Here is a 19,900-nt window from a genome sequence, read left to right on the forward strand (position 1 = left end):
AAGGTGTTATGCGGTGGCTTCGTATTACGTTGCTCACTACTTAGCTTAGCGTTATGTGTATTGGGAATTTATGCGTTTAGATTTAAAGTCAAATATCATCAAACTAATTGATAGTAATAGTCTTTTTGGTGTTATGAATGACACTAAGTGGAACAATTTGCTTGCAGCGTTGAGCGATATCGATGAGCTACTAAGCTACCGAGTTACCTACATTGACGGGTCAACATGGCCGGAAAGTGACTCTAGCTATCAATATACCAGTGAACTGGCACAAATATGGGGAAACTTTCGAGCGATACATTTTATTGATATTGATGCTCGTATCTCTCATTCAAGAGGCGTTTTGCTGGAGCCAGAAGTTCTAGATCATAGGGATAAGGTCATTGCTATATGTAAAGAGCAAAATGCTAAAATATCTCTCACAGAGTGTGGTGTTAGAATTTGGGGCTATTTTCAGCACGGTAAAGATATAGAAATGTATAAATACACATAACAAAGCGTTCAAGAGCGACTCACAACGCGTGGCATTTTTGATATGCGTTGGGTTAAGTGATTACGGTGCATTGCAGAGGCTTCTGTATTGCGTTGCTCGCACCTTAACGCGGCGTTAGTTTGCAAAGGGCAGAAAAGCGTTTGTGGTCTAAAAGCCTTGTTCTGCGTTCTCGCTATACATCTGTTATTTCCCAAAGACTCTCCATCGAAATAGGCATCTCGCGTAGCCCGTTTTTCGGTTAATTGGCTTCCGTGTCATTCAATGCTTTCGTGTTAGTAAGGTTCATTTCTCAACGTTCTTGCGCGCTGCTTCTTTGGTTTTGAAAGTTAAGCGGGAGCATTGAAAGATGGTATTTGTGGTTGTCAGCATCTATGACAGTCTTCTTAGCCAAGTGCGTTAACTATGTTGCTGATATTATGAAAGAAAAGGGTATCAAAGCGCGCAACGGTATAGGGTTCAAATACACTAAAGATGTTGCCGCGATGACGAATGTAGCTGATAATTTATTACGTAGAGACTTTGAAGCAGCGCGCCCTAATCAAAAATGGGTGACTGACATTACGTACATCTGGGTGAAGAGCCGTTGGCTCTACCTAGCGACGGTTCTGGACTTGCATTCACGCCGTATTGTTGGTTGGTCGTTAGATACGACGATGACGGTTCAACTGATTACGAATGCCCTGAAAATGGCGTTTAAGTCACGTAAGCCGCCTAAAGGCGTCATAATCCATTCAGACCGTGGTGTACAATACAGAGCACATGACTATCAGGACTTCATGCGTAAGCATGGTGGGGTGCCGAGCATGAGCCGTAAGGGCAACTGCTGGGATAATTCGGTGATGGAGTCGACTGAAAGTCGAGCTGATATATGAAGAAGACTACCAGAATATCGAAGAAGGTCGAATGGGGATTTTTGAATACATCGAGATCTATTACAATCGAAATAGAAAGCACTCAGCGTTGGGCTACGTAAGTCCAGTTGCGTTTGAAAGTGTGTAGTTATGTTGTGTCCACTTTTCGTGGGGTACACTAGTATCTAGGAAGATTAGGATGACCAAAACTAATAAATTACTCTTAATTTTAGCTCTCTCTATGATTATCATGGGAGCTTCAAAGGTAGTTGGATACTATTTCAACTATGGATTAACCAACATCGTATATACAGCCTACGTATTGATTGGATTACTATTTTGCTTCCTGCTTTACGCTAAAATGCAAATTGCTAACTGGCTTTTGTTCGTGTTTTTTCTAGCTCAGGTTGTCGTGATATATAGCCCCACATATAGATATGACTTTACTACGGGGTTGAGCGTACACCTCACATATTGGACTGGCTCGATTGACACTCCTGTAAACGAAAGGTTGGGGTTTGCTTTCAATTTTCTGTCGGTTTTTCTTATGGGGTTGTGTATAGCAGGGATAGGAAGCGCCAAAAAAGCTAACACCCTCAAAAATAGGGGCAAAGTTGAAAATACATAACAATCTGTTTAAGAGTGATTCCCAACGCTTGGCATTTTCACTATGCGTTGATTTATGTGTTATACGGTGGCTTTGTATTGCGTTGCTCACTACTTAATTGGGTGTTAGTTACTTCCAAGGACTATAAGGTAAATATGGCAGTTTTAGGAATTCTGACTGCACCAGATCCAAGGCTCAAGCTTAAAGCGGAAAAGGTGCAAGATCTGTCGACGGTACAAACATTAATAGACGATATGTTGGAAACGTTATATGCGACTGACAATGGTATAGGTTTGGCGTCGACTCAAGTTGGTCATAAAGAGGCCGTTGTTATTATCGACCTTTCAGAAAGTCGAGATGAACCGTTAATTTTAGTTAATCCAGAAGTGGTTAGTGGCTCAGATAAAGCATTGGGTCAAGAAGGTTGTTTATCAGTTCCTGATTACTATGCAGACGTAGAGCGTTTTACCTCAGTTGTTGTGTCTGCTTTAGATCGCGAAGGTAAACCAATTACCATAGAAAGCGATGATTTCTTAGCTATCGTAATGCAGCACGAAATAGATCATTTGTCGGGCAATTTGTTTATTGACTACCTTTCTCCACTTAAGCGTCAAATGGCCATGAAAAAGGTTAAAAAGCACGCAAGGTTGATTTTGTATTCTTGAGTGTGTCATATCGTGTTGTTTTCTACTGAATTAGATGGTTTGTGAACAGGGGAGTTATGGGTAATTATTTAGATATTTGGTTCACGGTTACCGCCCTAGTTTTTATTGTCAGCTTACTTTCAGCAATGTTTGTTGGCGTTTGGCATAAGAATGGGAAAGCGTTAATACTATTAATCGGAGTCGCGTTCATTAGTATTGCTCTGTTTTTTTCTCAAAAATATCAAATTAGATGGCTCCTTTCTGAAGAGTTGAGTGCGTCTAGTTTCGTCATTGAGGCACATGAAGAGTTTGAAGCATCTAAATTGTTAGATTCTTTGAAAAATAAGAAGTACGTGGAGATGAATAGAACGGACCCATTGTCTAAAAGTAAAGTGCGTATTGTTACTAATACTGGTGAGGTTGAGTTATTAATAGCTCAAGATTCTAAGAACAAAGAACTCTTTTGGATATATTACCCTAGGTATCGATTTAGCCGTCTAAACCCAATTGGAAAAGTGCGTATTCATTAGACTTAGGCAGGCAGATACTTCCAGATGAGTACCGTTAAATACAAAAATACCGCCGAGATCATCAGCGGTATTTTTATGGATCTAATTGTCCATGTAAGTAATCTGTCGCTGCTTATTTAACCAGAGCTAACTGTCGAGGCCCTGTTTTTTGCTAGGTGTTTTGTGCGTTGCTTGACCTTCTTTTGCTGTCTGTTCAGAGGAGTTTGCTTTCGGCTTTACTTGCCAATCTCCGCCTAAGGCTTTGTATACAGCAATGGTGGTGCTGGCTGTTTGAAGTTTGGCGGCCTTGCATCATTTTTTGTTGTCTCTGTGCATCTAATACCGATAAGTAATCCACTAGGCCAGCTCTATATAATGACTTGGCTTTACTGACCGCGCCATCGACGGCCAGAGTGGCTTCATCAATACGTTTTTGGTTCTCTTAACTGCGGCCATAGGCGAACAGGCTTGAATCTACTTCTGTGAATGCACTGTCTACCGAATGTTGGTAGTTAAGTGCAGCTGATCGAAACCTTGCTTCGTTCAGCTCGATACTAGCGACCTCGGCCATCAACCATCACCAAAATTGTTTTTGTCATAATGTTTAGATCTGCAGCAATCCATGATCTCATAGAACATAGACTAAGAGCATAACTGTGGTCGAAGCCAACTTTGCGACGAACATCTTCAATGCACGTGTCATACCCTTGGTTAACCTGTGCAAGACCTGTGATGCCAGGCATAACACCATAAGTACGGTCAGCAAAGTAAGGGATTTCATTTTCCAGTTTGTTATAGAACGTTGGGCGCTCGGGGCGAGGGCCAATTAATGACATTTCTCCTTTCAACACGTTAAACAACTGCGGAAGCTCATCAAGGCGCGTCTTTCTTAAAAAACGACCAACTGGTGTGATTCGAGGGTCATTTTCCGTTGCCCACACTGCACCTGAGCGAGTTTCCGCATCTTGATACATGCTACGAAACTTCATGATTTCAAAAATCTCCATCTTTTCCGGTGTCGATTTTCCGACGCGCAGTTGACGGTAGAAGATCGGGCCGCGAGAAGTCAGTGCAATAGCCAGTGCGATAAATGGGAACACTGGAGATAAGATGACTAACGCGAGTAAAGAGCTAACAAAATCAAAGGTGCGTTTCGCGCGAGAAATCTTGTATTGGTATAGATTCAGGTTTGATAGTTGATCAATGTTCATCATGGTCAGTCCTTAACGATTCACTCGAGTCCAAGGGGAGTTTTCAAGTCCCAGTAGGTAACGTACGCCACCAATGAAGTTGGCATAATGACCAACGATTAAATAAGAAATTAATGAAATAGGCTTATTGATCAGGGCTTTTGGCATGATGCAGCCCAGTACACCAATGCTGTAGACCGAGATTTGTATCCAAAGTAACACTTCGAATAACAGGTTTTCTTTGAGAAGGGCGGAGCAAACTAAGCACATAATCATTAGATAAGGAGTGAGAAGTCGCAGGCCTTTCCCGGAGAAGAAAGCAAAAGCGGTGCCTTTAAATTTAGGGTTAAACAAGCCACACAACAGAATCGCTTGTTGCATGTTGCCAGCAGAAATTCGCAAACGTCGATTGAAGTCTGTCTTTAGGTTTGATTCTTCTAATTCTAAAGCCACCATTTGCGTTTCGTATTCAGCTATATAGCCTTGTTTGACGATTTGCATGGGTAAGATAAAATCGTCATTGATGGCGTTATGAGGTAATAACTCAAACAGTTCAGTTCGGAATAAGTAGAAGGCACCGTGAGAACCTAAGCTTGAACCCATTGACGATTCATACTCTTTGACAGCGGTTTGATACTGCCAATAACTATTCTCACCCGTGTTTTCCGTTGGGTATAATTGATAAGTGGCATTAACGACACCAACCTTGTCATTTTCAAAATGAGCAGCAGCAATCAATAACGCATCCAATGAAATGAGTGCTGAAACGTCACTAAGAGCAATGATATTGCTGGTTATGTTTGTTACTTCTTCGTTGATAATGGCGACTTTTCCTCGATTTTGAGCATAGTCATGTATCTCGAAGTGAACATCACTACACATCGCTTCTTGGATTGCCATTTGTGCAATTTCGACCGTGTTGTCGTTACAGCCATCACATGCAATGATCACTTGCAGTTTCTTTTTTGGGTAATCCAATGCGGCTAGGTTACGTATTTTGTCCGCTATCCATAGCTCTTCGTTAAAAGCGGGAACAAGAATGGTCACAGTCGGAAGTGTATGATCTTGTTGATCGTCTTTGTAACAACGCGAACTCTCTGCAATTTGACGTGTAGGGTGGTGTCTTGCATACCAACGGAGTAATACCGGGTACGCGACATGATGATACATAATCAAGAGCCCAGAGAATAAACATAGTACAGCGAGTATCCCATTCATCATGCATATACTCCTTCAGTGATGTTGTTATAAGAGGCAACCATTTTCACAATGTCGAAGTTATTAAGAACGTAGCGACGAGGGTTAGAAGTATTTTCAAAAGTTAGATCTATTTGATGTTGCTTCTTGACTGATGAGTTGAGAGTGGCTTTAAGCAGTTCGCCTGCTAACCCTGTGATACTGCCATTTTTGACAAGATGTCCACTGATTGGACAGAGTGTTTCTTCGACAGCCCCCACATTCATTGCGACGGTCGGAATGTTACAAGCTTGAGCTTCTAATGCAGAAAGAGGTAACCCTTCGTGACGGGATGGTAGGCAGAAGGTATCGAGAGCACTGTAAAATGTAGCCATGTCTTCAACTAGACCTAAAAAGATGACGCGTTCGACCAAGTTGAGTTTGTTGATGAGCAGTTCCAACTGTTTGCGTTTAGAACCTGTGCCAGCAAAAGCAACAATAGTATTTTTTGGAAGCAGTGTAAGTGCTTTGATCAACTGGTCTTGTCCTTTAACGTGCTCTAGACGACCTGCGCAACCTATGATGTTTTTTCCTTGTGGTAGATTTAACGCTGCTCTTGCATCAATTTTAGATACTGGCTTGAATTTGTCGCAATCAACGCCATTTCTGATGGTAATAATCTTGTTGTAGGTGAAAGCTGATCGGAGTTGGTTGTAGACACGTGTTGCATCGGCCACGAGTGTTGGTTGAACGGTTTTCAGTGCTAGAGCTTGTAGATGACGGCGTTTATCGTCTTGAAGATGCCACGCATCGTGTTCGGTATGGATTCGGGTCTGTACACCGGTGAGGCGAGCGGCATAACCCGCGTAAAGTAGTGGGCCAATATGATGAGTATGAACCACATCTGGACAAATAGATTTGAATGCTTTGACCAACTTGAGAATGACATTGAATTGAACGCCTGGCGCTTTGTCTAGGAATATGATTTGGTTTTGGTAACGCTCTAACTTTGGCCAGTTATCAATAGACTCTTGTTTTGTTCCCTCTAAGCTCACAATAAACACTTGGTCACAAGGCTTAGCAAGGCGAAGCAAATCTGTGGTGAGTATCTCTAGGCCTCCAGGAGCAAGATGCTGAACAACATGTATTACCTTCTTCCCATGTGTTGTGAGTTGGTTTTCCATAGCGCTCTCCCTGCTATTAAGTTATCTAAGTTGCTTCGTTTTCATTTTGTTATTCAATAACTGCACGAGTTGTGCCAATAAATTAAGTTTTATTTATCAATAACTTAATTGTTTTTTGGTTTTATCCTCTTGTTATTCTCAAAATAGGAATCAAAACAGAATGTCGAAATAGGTGAGAGATCAATTAAGTGGGAGAAGAATAAGGTGAGGCGGTGTTTTAATCTGACAAAGACAAATGGCAGAGATGAAAATACAAGCGTAAAAAAGTGCCCATAGAAAGAAAAACACCAGTACGAAGCTGGTGTATTGGTTAAGTCTTAAATTGGATTGCTCATTTTGGGGATAACGGTGATCACAGGAACGCCCAAAATATCTTCGATTTCTTCTTTACGTTTGATAGAAGAATCAAACAATTCGAATAACACCGCTAAACCGACACCAAGACCAATGCCAGCAACCAAACCTGCTAGGATAAATACGAATGTCGGCATGTTAGATTTTACGCTTGGTGTAAAAGGCAAATCAATAATCTTGACTCGCTTGTTCTGCTCGAATATACCTAGAGAGCCTGTTAGTTGTGCCATTTCATAGCGTTCAGTAAGTTCATCATATAACTGACGTTTGATCTTCACATCTCGTTGAAGTCGGTACATTTCTTTTGCGTTTTCACCGAAGTTGTTGGCCTTGTTTTCCAATTCAAAGATTATAGTGCGAAGGCTTTTTGTTTCTTCTGTTAATGATTCAAAGCGCGATCGCACTAATTGAAGGCTTTGCAATTGTGTGACCAGCAATGGTTGATTGTCGGATAGCTTACTCAATGTTGTGCTACTCGCAATATCCCACAACTGGTCATTGTTCATTCCTGGTTGTTTTAGAGCCAGCAATGTCTTGCGCTCGTTCTCCAGCCTCTCTAGTTCGCGAACCTTGGCTTGAACTGCGCTGTGTTTGTCTGTGTATTTAGCTTGTAGCAAGGTTAGCTCACTACGAATATCAATCAATTGGTCTTCTAAGCGCCCAATTACCGGGTTGGTTTTCGATAGTTGCTGATCAATCGAGCCTAGGCTTTTTTGGACACCAGATAACTCCGCCTCTTTCTCGGCCAATGTTTGTTTGAGTGACGCTAGTCGATTCAAACTCTGACTCTGAACTTCAGGTGTTGAGTGCACGTTTTCATTTACATAAAGTGCTAACGCTTCCTCTGCTTTGGCTAATTCTGCGCTGCGTTCGTCAATATGTACTTTTAAGAAGCTACTAGAGTCTTGAATTGATGAACGCTCCGGCGCTAACAGCTGCTCAATAAAATGCTCGCTGACTGACTGAAGGGTTGCCTCCATGCCAGTTGGAGTGTTTGACCTCAGGCTTATTTTTAGAAAATCTTTTCCTAGTTGAGTGACTGATAAACGTTGTGACAAATCGGAGATGAGTGTCTCTTTGTCGAAATTGGACATTTCCGGCGTGAGCAATTTAAGCTCTTCCGCCACTGAGTAAAGTACATGGCGGCTATGCAGCAGTGTTCTGAGTGCGCTAATTCGATCTTTAAGCATTGTCGATACAGCGATGTCTTTTAAGAAAGGGTTCATCTTTGCGGTTTCTTGGATCAACATGCTGGTGTGAGCATCATATTGGGTAGGAGCCAGTTTACTGACTCCGAACCCGACGAAGGGGAGAACAAGAATCGGGACTAATATTACGTAGCGTTGACGCCACATTGCATTCAAAAGAATCAATAATCGCAATTTCAGAGTATTCATAGTAGCTCCAACATCCAGTGTACGAACTTGGCGCGGTTCTGCCAGCTGTCTTTTTCAACGAGTGATAATGGTGAATTGTTAAGCTGCCGAGCTTTGTTTAACGCCTCTATCATTTGTTGTGCATTACTGACCTTTGTTACGTGCTCTTGATAAGGCAATAACGCTGGAAAAGGAGTGGTTACAATAGGCGTTCCTGCCGCAAGGTATTCCATCAGCTTTAAAGGGCTACATGCACGAATCTGTTCGTTATCAACAAATGGCAAAAGGCTCACATCCCAATGTTGCGAATAACTTGGCAAAGAATGATGTGGTTTTGGACCAAGGTAATGAATATTGTCAAGGTTAGGAAGCGCTAAATTATCAAGCTCATTCGGGCCAATGAAAACAAAATCCCAGTTAGGCATTGCTGTCGCTACATGTTCAATAAGGCCGTAATCGAGCCATTGAGATAGGCTGCCATAAAAACCTGCGATTGGTCTGTGATTACTGGGTAAGTCTTTCGCTCTCGGTACTTGAGTAGAGAAAAGGCTAACATCTACGCCATGTGGCAACAGCTGGACTTTATCTTCTGGAAACTTGTTGATTAATGTCTTACTCGCGGCAAAAATTAGGTGCGATTTTTTTATCAGATCGGATTCATGCTCGGCAACAGTTTGATGGTCAACTCCGGCTAATGCACTAAAATCGTCTCCACAATAATAAACCACTGCGGATTCACCAAGATGACCACACAGGTCGACAGCGGTAGGAAGTGACGTCCACAAGATCGGTGCCCGCAGGTTTAGCTGTGCGATAATGGGCTTTAGTTGTTTCAACATGAGCATTTGTGCAAGCTTTCTTGCTAATGTTGATGAAGGTGCGGGGATAGTTTTTAGGTTTACCACCGTAATATGACTGTGTTCATTTGAATCGAGCATATTCTGTGTCACGGCATTGGTTTTACCAAACCATTTGTTGAACGCACGCGTGACATCTTTTGTTGACAGTTTAGGTTGTCTTAAACCAATGGAGTTAATCCATAGCACTTTGTGTGTCTTAGCTAAATGGCGAATCAGATGCTGAGTGGATGAAGGAAGCCCGCCAAAGTCTTCACCAAATACGATTAGATCACGCATAGTCACCTCTATGATTTTCAAACGATTTAGCGGTATCTGGTTTGGCTGCTTTAACTGATTGAACCTGTCCTACAACTCGTGCTGGGTTGCCGGCTGCAATTGCAAACGGCGGGACATTTTTGATGACGACACTACCTGCAGCAATCACAGCGCCTTCACCAATGGTCACACCGCCTTTTACGGTCACGTTTGTGCCTAGCCACACATCTCGCTCGAGGATAATATCGCTGATCTGTTGGGGGTCATCGCCTTCACCGTCGGCTCTTCGTTTTGCATCAAGAGGGTGACCCGAATACCCAAACAAGAATGCACCGCCAGCGATACGCACATTGTCAGAGATGATGACACGTTTACCCACTGCAATCGTTGATTGCCAGCCGATATCAACATTGTTGCCAATCGATAGAAGAGGGGGCTTGAAACTGTCTAGTGGCTGTGAACACCCTGAAAATGTCGTGTGGCCAGAAATTCGACAGTTATCGCCAATTGAAATTTGTAAAGGACCACTCACAAACGGTAAACCACCGTACAGGTACAAATGTTTTCCGCATTGCGTGACTCTTCCTTTGAATGCGGGTGTCCAATAGCAAAAACGAGTAAAGCCCGTAATCATGCTCACAACCAACTTGTGTAATTGGTAAAGGCAACGGTTAACCATTTGTGGGGTCGGTAACTCTGCGCTTCTTACGCTTTTCAAGATAGAAAATACATTTCGAATTCGAGAGTTTGGGTGAAACTTAAGCCAATGCTTGAATTGATGTAAGGATACTGTCGTCATAATGAAATTCCTTTTACGTTGTTACATAGAAGTCCTTCATATTGCGTGCCACTAAATAAATATATAATTTTCATATAGTTATAGCTTGCCTTTTAGATTTTCTCATTTTGACAAGCAGTATGAGACACGTTTGATACGCAAACGGTAAGTGCGGCTAAGATGTAAATTGGCCAGTTGAAGCCTTGTGTTAGGAAGGTGCCTGATACAATGGTACCAATTAAGCCCGCATAGACAGCATAAGCAACTGCATTAAGCTCGGGAGCGACCGCCGTACCTGCTTCAGACAGTCTTGCTAGTGTGGAGCGAGAAGTTCTGATTAATGAGATAATTAGCATGACAAAAATAATGAGACCAATAAAGCCTGTTTCTGCTAGAACGCCAAACCATGTACTGTGAACCGCGTGATTTAAACCATCCCAGTGGGCGCTGTAAAAAAAATAATTTGAGAAGAAATTGTTTAATCCAACACCAGTCAATGGGTTTTCCACGGCCATTTTTATTGCAGCTTCCCAAGCGTAAATTCTCCCCATGGCAGATTCATCAATGCCTTGCTCAGCAGCGCCTCCAGAGGCTCTGTCGGCAATGCCTGCGACAAGATAAAGTATAATCGCAGCTATGGATCCTAGAGATAGCAACAACACTTTTGAACGAATCAATTTCAAAGCAAAAATACCTATTACCGCAATAGAGCCAAGTAATCCGCCACGACTCTGAGTGGCAATAATCGCCGCTAGCAATAAGACGCAAACTAGCGCACTTATTATTCGCTTGAAATGGGAAATGCCTGGCGTTGTGGTTTGACTAATGGCGAATGCCAATGGGAAAAGCAACACCAAAGCGAGGTCGTTCGGGTCACCAAGCATCGAACCAAAATCTCGTCCAATGGTTACTCTTGATCCTTCAACAAGACCAATACCGTTCACGGAGTTATAAACGGCGATAGTACTCACTAATGCGCCGGCGTAGATGATGGTCATCGCTGTTTTAGCAAGATTTTCTGTTGTATTAACGAGCCAAACGATAGCGAGGGACATGACTATTATCTTCCAATAAATGCTTTTGAACTCTGTGATCGCTATGTTTCGGTTCGACGCGAATACGATTCCAATAATGGTTAACACCCAAAATATAGAAAGCCAATTAAGTGAAGGGTGCCAATAGATTTTTAGCTCTTTACTGATTAGTGAGTGCCATAACAGTGCCGATAAGGCCCCTATGGATAGCAGCAAAGGTATTTTCAAAGGGTAAAGTAAAGGTAGTGCTTCGTGAATTCTAAAAAATGAAAACACAACAAACAGGATCACAAACCAAAATGCTTTGTTGATAATAAACAGTGCGCCTAAAGGAATGAAGGCGATCAATATCACCATCGCTGGATGTGGAACAAAATACCAAGCAGCACCAATCAGTAGGCTTAAGGTGGATAGCCCAATAATGAGTGGTGTTCTGTTGGCTTGATATTTCATTACATCTCCTAGAAACGGATATATCTGCTAGCTCTGTTGATAGGCCTTTCTAATCGACAATTTGATTCTAAAACCAATCAATAACTTTACTTCTGAATAAGAGATAGCAAGGTAAGTGCCACATACGTATTAAATTTAAATCACTGTATTCGATGAACATTTAAAATATAGATGGGGTGTACTTTGACGATTGTTCAAATTGAGAATCAGATTGAATGGAGAATTAAAGAGATTGAAGTAGCTGATCAGAAGGGAATTATAAACCGTAACACTTTAAAATTTGGGGAATAACAGCTTGAGGGGAGTAACGCTCAATGATGGTGCTTCTTGCTTTATCTCCCACCGTGCTTTTGTCTTGAAGAGGAAGGTTGATCCAGTTCTGCAAACATGTGTGGAGTTCTGCTTCATTTTGAGCGAGGTAACCATTGGTTTGATGTTCAATCAACTGTGGTAGATTACCAACCGCTGTGGCGATAACAGGAATACGTCGTGCCATGGCTTCGAGCGCTGCCATCGGTAATCCTTCATATCGAGAAGGTACAACTAACACATCGATGGTTTGCCAAGCTTTTTCCATACTTGTTTGGTGACCATGAAAGGTGAGGTTAGCAGGTTGATTACACTCTAACGATTGCCTTTCAGGGCCATCACCGAAAATATGGAAGTGTTGATTTGGGTTAGACCTCGCTAACATCACAAATCTATCGGCGGCTTTTTCGTGACTCAAGCGCCCAACAAAGCCTATGTCATAAGTGGTTGTGTTTTCTTCTAATGCGCAATGCTCTGCTGAGTTAGACTTACAAGATGAACAGGATTGCTCCGGGATTGAAATGAAGTTATTGAGCAGTGTCGTTTTCGTTGGGATCTTATCTCTGATTTTATCGCTCACCACTAAAGAGCGATTAGAGATAAAACCGCTATATCGGTCGATAAAGTCATAGAGCCACACTTTTCCTCTTGGCTTTTCTCCTGCGTGATAAGTGGATATTTGACGCAGTTTGTTCAGAGTCGTTAACTTAATTATCTTACTCACTATGCTCGCTTTGTAACCATGGGCATGAATAAAGCTAGGTTGGTATTCGGTAATTGCCTGTTTGAGTTGAGATAGTGCGTTTTGGCTATTTGGAGCAAGCTCGCAGAGGTGACAGTAAGGAAGCTGTAATTGGTTTAAGCGTGTGATAATCGGCGGTGGAGGGTTGAACTTAGTGAGAAGAACGACTCTTACTTTCTGTTTATGCTCAATTAAACCCATTGCTAATTCAATAACGTGAGTTTCAATTCCTCCGAAAGTTTGGCTGTCGATCAACAGCCAAATTTCATCATGCTCAAGAGCAAGTTGTTGTTGAGCCGAAGTGAGTATCGTCGTGTTCAATTGATTAGGCTTGATTGTACTCATCTTCTGATTCCCAAGCCTGTTTCTTACGATAAACAGTAGAAGGGCTTAGCTCTAGCAATACGGCAGCGCTTAGTACATTGCCATCACAATGATTAATGGCGTGCTGGATTGCTTCACGTTCAATTTGCCACATAGGGCGAATTGCGCCATCACTGGTTGTTAGTGGAGGCGTTATTGGAGCATGTTGTGCTGGCATTTTGTGATCGTGAGTCGTTGAAGTGTGCAGCAGCTCTTCAGGGGGGATTGGTGATAATCTAGTTTCGGAGACAGCGGTCTCTTGAGGCGCAGCAACAGAGGGCGATGCTACATTTCGTATTGAAGTAACACTTTTCGGCGTCGCAATATCCATTCTGTTGATTGGCGGCGGTACCATCTCTATAGTCACGCTCGTTTCGTTGTTTAACACCACTATGTTTCTAATGACGTTCTGTAATTGACGAACGTTTCCTGGCCATGGGTAACGTTTGAGTTGTGTCTGTGTTTCTTTGTCTATGGATTTGAATTTCTTTTTATCTTGCTTAGCGTACAGCTTTAAAAAGTGGTTAGCTAAGGTGAGAATATCACTCCCGCGTTCTCTTAAGGGGGGCATTTCGATAGGCACGACATGTACCCGATAGTAAAGGTCTTCTCGGAATCGGCCTTCTTCAACTTCAACGAGTGGGTCACGGTTAGTTGCACAGATAATTCTGACATCAACTTTTATTTCTCGATTACCACCTAACGGTGTGAAGGTTCCGGTTTGCAAGAATCTCAGCAGCTTTTTTTGCATCTCCAATTCCATTTCACAAAGTTCATCAAGAAATAGGGTTCCGCCATTGGCCTGCATTGCTGCACCTTTACGATCGGTTGTCGCTCCAGTGAAAGCGCCTTTTACGTGACCAAAAATTTCACTTTCCATCAAATCACGAGGAATCGCACCACAGTTAATGGCAACGAATGGTTTACCGTTACGTTGACTTTCTTGGTGAATGGCTTCTGCGCAGACTTCTTTACCTGTACCACTTTCGCCGTTGATGAATACGCTTGCGGTGGTGGGGGCTACCGAGTCAATGATTTTGTAGACTGCTTGCATGGGTAAACAAGAGCCAATGAAATTATGAAAGCGGTTACGATCGAACTTACTCTGGATGTCGTCGACAAGGTTTTCGAGCTTAGTTCTACGCAGGTGGAGGTTGATTGACGTTCTCAGGCGGTCGGCCTGAATGGGTTTCTCTAGAAAATCTTCTGCGCCACGTTGAATGAGGTCAACAGCGATATTCACGGAACCATGCGCAGTTGCGATTACAACGGCCGTGGGAATGTCATTATCACTGATCCAATCCAATACTTCTTCACCCTGCATATCGGGCAGTTTCAAATCAAGGATAACCAGTTCTGGAGCGTGTCTTTCAATGAATATTTTTGCTTCAGTACCAGTCTCAACATGAAATATATCGTAAGGCTCGTCTTTAACATACTGTTTGTAGAGCACAGCGAGAGAGGTGGAGTCTTCAACCAACAATACTTTAGGGCGCATTGAGTCTTCCTTTTGAAACTTTATCCTAACCAATCAATAGCATAGTGATATGCAACCATCAACATGAAACAAGTAGAATTGTTATCTACGTGTACAATATCTTTAATAACACTTGGTGAGTAACGAATAGTTCTTAGTTACTGGATCTTAACAATAAATGTGATTAAGCCTACTGCAGATACTTAAATAAGTATTGATACCGTCCTATTCGAAGTTTTGCTTTTCCAGGATAATTCGAAAGCTGACTTATTAACTAAAGCCTTCGTTTTTTCTTTTCAGTAAGGCCTTAATTGAACGGTCTGCGAGCTCTAACAACTCTTCAACCCTAAGAAAGGCGGCATCATACTCTTGCTCTAGACATTGTTTTTCTAAAGTTCGAGACAGTACTGATAGAGGGCGGTTGCCTAACACCAATGCAGTACTGCCTATAGTGTGTACTTCAAATTCGAGGGCTTGTGCGTCGTTATTGGTGGCGGCATGTCTAATGGCGGCTAAGCGCGTTCGTGATTCTTCAACGTAGTGATCGATTAAAATAGGGATAACCTCCGCACTTGTGTCATGAATTAGCTGTTTTATAATTCGCTCATCAACAAGTTCTGCACCCACTTCTGCAGAGATGTCTGAAGCTAAAGTCGAGTTGTCCACACTAACTCCTTTATTGTCCCGTGAGTAAATACGCTCGATTGAGGTATATATATTTTGAGCATTATTAAGTTTTAGTCATTTACTAGAATAATTTCAACTGCTTGTCGGTAAAAGATGAGAATTAGTCGACGGGCTCTAGCTAATGACTTTATAAAGGCCTGAATGCAGATCTATACCTCGTTGTTCTTGAATGTTTTTAAAGGTGTCGAACCTATAGACTATGAGCGAAAATGTGATTTCTTTTCTCTAAAAATCAGTTTCTTAATGATTTCCTCAGTAAGAGGATTGATTATGTAGGGTTTAAAGGCTGGAAGCGCTAGGAAGGGAGAAAGCTGTCAGTTTTAAATGACAGCTAACGGATTACATCGACAGGTTTAAGAATTCATTACGATGCAGCCTATTCGCCAAGTTAACGCGAATTTTTTTGGGAATGAACTTCATCCGATTAATCTGCCTAACGAGTTCTTGAGCGAAACTAGGATGTTGTTTCATATTCATTACGCAGCCCATGAGAGAGATACTTTTTGCGTCGAGTAGTTGCTTAGCTTGCTCTAGATGATGAGTCGACGTTTCACCATAGGCGACAACCAGTAATGCACAATCACAAGCACTTGCGACGGATTGAGCTGGGATATTGCCTTTGTTGATATTCAGTAGTGGTGAGGTATCGACGATGACACGATCATAGCTGTGCAGCCATTGGGTTACTGCTTTTTGAAGCGTCGAAGGATCTTTGTATGCCAGTTGAGCAGATGCCAATTGTGGGGCCGGGACCCCAAGGAACATACGTTGTGACTCTATGTGCTCTATAAGTTGGCCTGACTGATCTTCTTCACGCATGTTTACGTCCTTAAACCCAGGGTTAAACAGGTTAAGGTCTACGTAAAGCGTAGAGTGACCTGCCAACAAAAAACGTTCTGCAAGTGCTGTGGCGATAGATGTTACACCGTCACCAGATTGGCAAGCCGTAACACAAATTGAACGCTGACCGTTAAGTTCCGAAGCTAAATACAATTGTTCAACTTCGGCATGCGTGGCTGAAATAGTCATTATAAAGCCCCTATAAGAACGATGGTGGTCGTGAGACGAAGAATGTCATCTAACCCTACACGGGCTTTTTCAAGAAAACTTTCACGACGGTCAGGAATGTAAATGGTGTCACCCGCGCGCAATACCGGTAAATTGTAAATATTCGCGGTTTTACTGAACTCGATAAGGTTGAAGGTGCGTGCTTGGCCTTGGCAGCAAGACATATTGACGATGGTAATTTTCTCTACGTAAGCATTGTCGGTAGGACCTGCTGCTTCTGCCAATATATCAAGGATCGTCATATTGTCGTTGAACACATAACGACCAGGGTTGTTGATAGCGCCCAGCACTCGAACGGTTGCTTCTTTTGGCGTATCTAACCAATTCTTGTTTTTCTCTGGGATGTAAATGGTGTCACCAGTGGTCACGTTTGGCAGCAATGATTCATCACCAGTTTCAAAGTAAACGGATAAGTTTAGCTTGCTTACTTGCGAATAGGTTTTGTCACGATGTGTCACTCTAATATTGTGTATATCGGCACCTTTAGCTGGGCCATCAGCGGCAGACAATATGTCTAAGAAGTGCATGTCCTTGGTAAAACGGTAACGGCCGGGGGAATTCACTTGACCAAAAACGTAGATCGAAGCATCTGAGCTTTGACGAACCCATTGTGATTTATTGTCTGAAGGATCTTGTGGTAAGTCGTGAACACGGACGATTGAACCAGCTCGAATCGAGGGCATTTGATCTCGTGGGGCGCCGTTTTTAATAAACTCATCAAGGTTAAAGACAACCAGTTTTCTTCCTGTCACCACCTCAATTTTTGACGTGTCTGCACGTAGAGTTGGGCCTCCCACGTGAGCTAACAAACCCATGAAATTCATTTCATCTGACCATTCTATACGACCGGGTCGATTCACCTCACCAATAACATTAACGGCTCTATCGGGCGTAATTTTCAACCAAGACTTCTCATTCATATCGGTTTTTTCAGGAACGAAAATCGCGTCACCCGCCTGAATTGAGGGGGGATCTGAATCTGATATGCCTTCAGTATAGGCTGCTAGGTCAAATTTAAGTACACGGCCATTGGATTTGATAACGCGGATTTGTCTAGACTCAGCAAATCGAGTCGGACCACCAGCATTCGCAAGAATGTCCATAAATGTCGCGTCTTTTTTACCTTCAAAAGCACCAGGTGCAGCTACTTCTCCCATGACGTAAACTGTATTCGCACCAGATTTAATCTCTTCTTCTTGTTTCGGTACAAAAATGGTTGAGCCGGGTTGAAGGACGGGCAACAAGCTTTCATCTCCAGAGTCTAGGTAGCGCTTAAGGTTAAACAGAGTCGGTGTGTTGTTCGAAATTACGCGGATTTGTTCGACGCCGGCATAACGGGTTACACCACCAGAACGCATCAGTACATCAACTAAGTCGGTGTTCTCTTTGTAAGTAAACGAGCCAGGTGCGTTCACTTCACCAAACACCTTAATGGCGTTGCGAGAATCGGCACTGTCGCCAGAGTTAGCAAGTTTTGCTGCATCAAACTCTTGCTCGATGTTGCCTACTAACGGAGAAGCTGGAACAAACAGGGAGTCGAGCGATTTAAGCGTTGGTAAGGTAGATTCATCACCAGAATCAAGGAAACGTTTATAGTTAAACTCTGTCTTACCAGCCCCGCGTTTTAAGATAAGTTTGTCTAATTGTGCGCCCGGACGCAGACCACCCGCAGCATACAATGCCATTTGAATACTAGAGCCCAATGACAATGTGTATTCACCTGGCTTTTCTACGTAGCCTTGAACAGCGATAATGATTTGCTGCTCTTTCACGTAAACTGAAGCGTTAGTTAGATCTTTATATGCGGAGGCTAGTGCTTCAAGCACGACTTGATTCAACTGGTCGTTATCGTAACCCGCGACAAAAATTGTACCCACTTCCGGAAGAGTGATTCGCCCGCGCTTGTCAACCTGAAAACCTGTATTCAAGGTGACTTCTCCGGGTAAATTGACTTGAATAAGATCTCCCACTTGTACTGCACCTGAAAATTTGTCTTCTGCATTGATTGTGGCTGCAAAGCATAGCGAGATGGTAATAATAAACGTCAGTAGTATTTTCATAGTGCGACTCCCATTTTTGCCGCATTTTCATGCGAGATCACTTCAATGCTTACCCGACGATTGGTTAAACGTGTTTCGTCATTCTCACCTTCGAAAAGTGGTACTGTTTCACCGACTGACACTGCTTTGATTCGTTGTGGGCTTAACCCAAAGATAGTGAGGTAACGCTCAACTTGTTTAGCACGGCCGAGCGCCAGTTTGTTGTTGTAAGTTTCTGATCCGCTTGCGTCTGCATGCCCCGTAACAATAAGGTCTAGCGATTTATTTTGCTTTAAAATATTGGCCGCCTCAGCGAGGTGTCCCATGTACTTAGGATTTACTTCGGTAGAGTTTTTCGCGAATTGATTGTCGACATTGAGTAGGTCATACAACTGCTCAATCACCGACAGTTGCATACGGAATTGGCTTTCATTCTTAGGAGGTTCACAACGAGCCTGTGAGGTCACATAATCAAGTTGGAGCTCAAGTTCATTAAGGCGTTTTCTTTGAATAACCAAATCGTTAGCAGCATCTAACAACAACCCACCTTGCAGTTCGCGTGCAATTCGGTTTTGCTTTTCGATGGCTTGAAGTACCGCAGCAGGAAAGCACCAACGAGCGCCTTCCTGAATTAAGGCATTTAGGTGCAGTTTTGCTAATTGCCAATCAAAGCGTAAGCCGTGTTCTGGGCCGAGTGGTTCGTCAGGCATGACTGGCGATAAATCTGAATTTTGATAGTTAATGGAATCATAACTTTCAGCCAATCCTCCCGTGCCTTGCTCCGGGTAGCTTGTACAACCAAGAACAAGAAAAGACAGAGAAAGGCTTATATAATTTTTCAGTATTTTCATGCCAACGTCCTTTGTTTTCTATTTTTATTATTATGTTTTGTTATTTCTAGCTTAGTGGATCTTCATGAATTAGTAGGATTTTTTGAGTTAACTGGGATCGCGTGGCCAATGCGAAGTAGCTGCATAATTTCAAGAGGTTGCCCTGAGACATTTTCTAAACGCATATTTCTTTCTCGCTCCGTAAGACGTTTGAACATATAAACAATGGCACCTACACCTGATGAATCAAGAAACTGAACTTGGCTAAAATCCACTTCGATTTCTTGATGCCCATAATTTGAAATAACATCATCAATATCGGCTTGCGCCTCGCGGCTACCTGCTGCGTCTAAGTTGCCAAAAATAGAAAGAGTCAGTGTTGTAGTGTCTAAGTCAATTTTACGTAATTCCATAATGCTATCTCCTTTAATGTATGACTTAACAAGAGCATGTAGCATGCCAAGTTTAATTTTATTGTTTTTCAATGAGTTACAATGTCTATTGTTTTTAATCTCATATTGATAGAGGTTGTTTCTCAATATGAGAATTAGAAATGAGCTAATTTTTGTGAGTTATAAGTCATTAATTTTATGAATGAAATTTAAAATTAAATAAGGTTGA

The 19,900-nt window shown here is 42.4% G+C and carries 20 protein-coding genes and 1 pseudogene; 6 read left to right on the forward strand and 15 right to left on the reverse strand.

Going from position 1 to position 19,900, the window contains the following annotated elements:
• Positions 1-70 precede the first annotated feature (70 nt).
• The 6 genes from ACED48_RS02220 to ACED48_RS02245 all read left to right on the forward strand — a co-directional run bounded on the left by ACED48_RS02220 (position 71) and on the right by ACED48_RS02245 (position 3,125).
• On the forward strand, positions 71-493 hold the full coding sequence (locus tag ACED48_RS02220) for a DUF6678 family protein (RefSeq protein WP_017057318.1): 423 nt from the start codon (positions 71-73) through the stop codon (positions 491-493).
• A gap of 359 nt (positions 494-852) precedes the next feature.
• Positions 853-1,365 (forward strand): IS3 family transposase, encoded by a 513-nt coding sequence (locus ACED48_RS02225; protein ID WP_158006793.1) that lies wholly within the window; start codon positions 853-855, stop codon positions 1,363-1,365.
• Between the two features lie 31 nt (positions 1,366-1,396).
• Positions 1,397-1,492: an IS3 family transposase gene (locus ACED48_RS02230; RefSeq protein ID WP_371692170.1), complete on the forward strand. Its 96-nt coding sequence runs from the start codon at positions 1,397-1,399 to the stop codon at positions 1,490-1,492.
• 51 nt (positions 1,493-1,543) lie between these two features.
• Entirely contained in the window at positions 1,544-1,972 is a 429-nt protein-coding gene (locus tag ACED48_RS02235; protein WP_017057316.1) for a hypothetical protein, read from the forward strand.
• A 134-nt stretch (positions 1,973-2,106) separates the two neighbouring features.
• Complete coding sequence (gene def, locus ACED48_RS02240) at positions 2,107-2,616, forward strand: peptide deformylase (protein ID WP_017057315.1); 510 nt, start codon at positions 2,107-2,109, stop codon at positions 2,614-2,616.
• A 56-nt stretch (positions 2,617-2,672) separates the two neighbouring features.
• Positions 2,673-3,125, forward strand: coding sequence for a hypothetical protein (locus tag ACED48_RS02245; protein WP_017057314.1), 453 nt, complete (start codon positions 2,673-2,675; stop codon positions 3,123-3,125).
• A gap of 126 nt (positions 3,126-3,251) precedes the next feature.
• Here ACED48_RS02245 and ACED48_RS02250 read toward each other — a convergent pair.
• The 15 genes and pseudogenes from ACED48_RS02250 to ACED48_RS02320 all read right to left on the reverse strand — a co-directional run.
• Positions 3,252-3,663: pseudogene (locus tag ACED48_RS02250) on the reverse strand (hypothetical protein); the annotation flags it as partial.
• Positions 3,659-4,318 carry a sugar transferase gene (locus ACED48_RS02255; protein ID WP_017057312.1) on the reverse strand — a complete coding sequence of 220 codons (660 nt, stop codon included), beginning with the start codon at positions 4,316-4,318 and terminating at the stop codon, positions 3,659-3,661. The pseudogene ACED48_RS02250 and the gene ACED48_RS02255, both read right to left, overlap by 5 nt.
• 9 nt (positions 4,319-4,327) lie before the next feature.
• A complete protein-coding gene (locus tag ACED48_RS02260) occupies positions 4,328-5,515 on the reverse strand; it encodes a glycosyltransferase family 2 protein (RefSeq protein ID WP_017057311.1) in 1,188 nt (395 codons plus the stop codon).
• The gene (locus tag ACED48_RS02265) at positions 5,512-6,654 is read right to left on the reverse strand and encodes a glycosyltransferase (protein ID WP_017057310.1); all 1,143 of its coding nucleotides are present in this window, start codon (positions 6,652-6,654) and stop codon (positions 5,512-5,514) included. The genes ACED48_RS02260 and ACED48_RS02265 overlap by 4 nt, the downstream gene beginning before the upstream one ends.
• A 317-nt stretch (positions 6,655-6,971) precedes the next feature.
• A complete protein-coding gene (locus ACED48_RS02270) occupies positions 6,972-8,405 on the reverse strand; it encodes a chain-length determining protein (RefSeq protein WP_017057309.1) in 1,434 nt (477 codons plus the stop codon).
• The gene (locus ACED48_RS02275) at positions 8,402-9,520 is read right to left on the reverse strand and encodes a glycosyltransferase (RefSeq protein ID WP_017057308.1); all 1,119 of its coding nucleotides are present in this window, start codon (positions 9,518-9,520) and stop codon (positions 8,402-8,404) included. Before ACED48_RS02275 ends, ACED48_RS02270 begins: the two co-directional genes overlap by 4 nt.
• The gene (locus ACED48_RS02280) at positions 9,513-10,298 is read right to left on the reverse strand and encodes a DapH/DapD/GlmU-related protein (protein ID WP_017057307.1); all 786 of its coding nucleotides are present in this window, start codon (positions 10,296-10,298) and stop codon (positions 9,513-9,515) included. Before ACED48_RS02280 ends, ACED48_RS02275 begins: the two co-directional genes overlap by 8 nt.
• A gap of 92 nt (positions 10,299-10,390) precedes the next feature.
• Positions 10,391-11,764: an O-antigen ligase family protein gene (locus ACED48_RS02285; protein WP_017057306.1), complete on the reverse strand. Its 1,374-nt coding sequence runs from the start codon at positions 11,762-11,764 to the stop codon at positions 10,391-10,393.
• A gap of 256 nt (positions 11,765-12,020) precedes the next feature.
• Positions 12,021-13,160 (reverse strand): glycosyltransferase family 4 protein, encoded by a 1,140-nt coding sequence (locus tag ACED48_RS02290; RefSeq protein WP_017057305.1) that lies wholly within the window; start codon positions 13,158-13,160, stop codon positions 12,021-12,023.
• Entirely contained in the window at positions 13,141-14,676 is a 1,536-nt protein-coding gene (locus ACED48_RS02295; RefSeq protein ID WP_017057304.1) for a sigma-54 dependent transcriptional regulator, read from the reverse strand. The genes ACED48_RS02290 and ACED48_RS02295 overlap by 20 nt, the downstream gene beginning before the upstream one ends.
• 249 nt (positions 14,677-14,925) lie before the next feature.
• Positions 14,926-15,321, reverse strand: a complete 396-nt coding sequence (locus ACED48_RS02300) for an Hpt domain-containing protein (protein ID WP_017057303.1) — start codon at positions 15,319-15,321, stop codon at positions 14,926-14,928.
• Between the two features lie 360 nt (positions 15,322-15,681).
• Positions 15,682-16,371 carry a tyrosine-protein kinase family protein gene (locus ACED48_RS02305; protein ID WP_017057302.1) on the reverse strand — a complete coding sequence of 230 codons (690 nt, stop codon included), beginning with the start codon at positions 16,369-16,371 and terminating at the stop codon, positions 15,682-15,684.
• Positions 16,371-18,470, reverse strand: coding sequence for an SLBB domain-containing protein (locus ACED48_RS02310; protein ID WP_017057301.1), 2,100 nt, complete (start codon positions 18,468-18,470; stop codon positions 16,371-16,373). The genes ACED48_RS02305 and ACED48_RS02310 overlap by 1 nt, the downstream gene beginning before the upstream one ends.
• Complete coding sequence (locus ACED48_RS02315) at positions 18,467-19,300, reverse strand: OmpA family protein (RefSeq protein ID WP_017057300.1); 834 nt, start codon at positions 19,298-19,300, stop codon at positions 18,467-18,469. The genes ACED48_RS02310 and ACED48_RS02315 overlap by 4 nt, the downstream gene beginning before the upstream one ends.
• Positions 19,301-19,362: 62 nt before the next feature.
• Positions 19,363-19,692 carry an STAS domain-containing protein gene (locus ACED48_RS02320; RefSeq protein WP_017057299.1) on the reverse strand — a complete coding sequence of 110 codons (330 nt, stop codon included), beginning with the start codon at positions 19,690-19,692 and terminating at the stop codon, positions 19,363-19,365.
• Positions 19,693-19,900: the final 208 nt, after the last annotated feature.

Origin of the sequence: Vibrio sp. 5S239 (genome assembly GCF_041439575.1) — a bacterium.
In the GTDB taxonomy this organism is placed as follows: domain Bacteria; phylum Pseudomonadota; class Gammaproteobacteria; order Enterobacterales; family Vibrionaceae; genus Vibrio; species Vibrio kanaloae.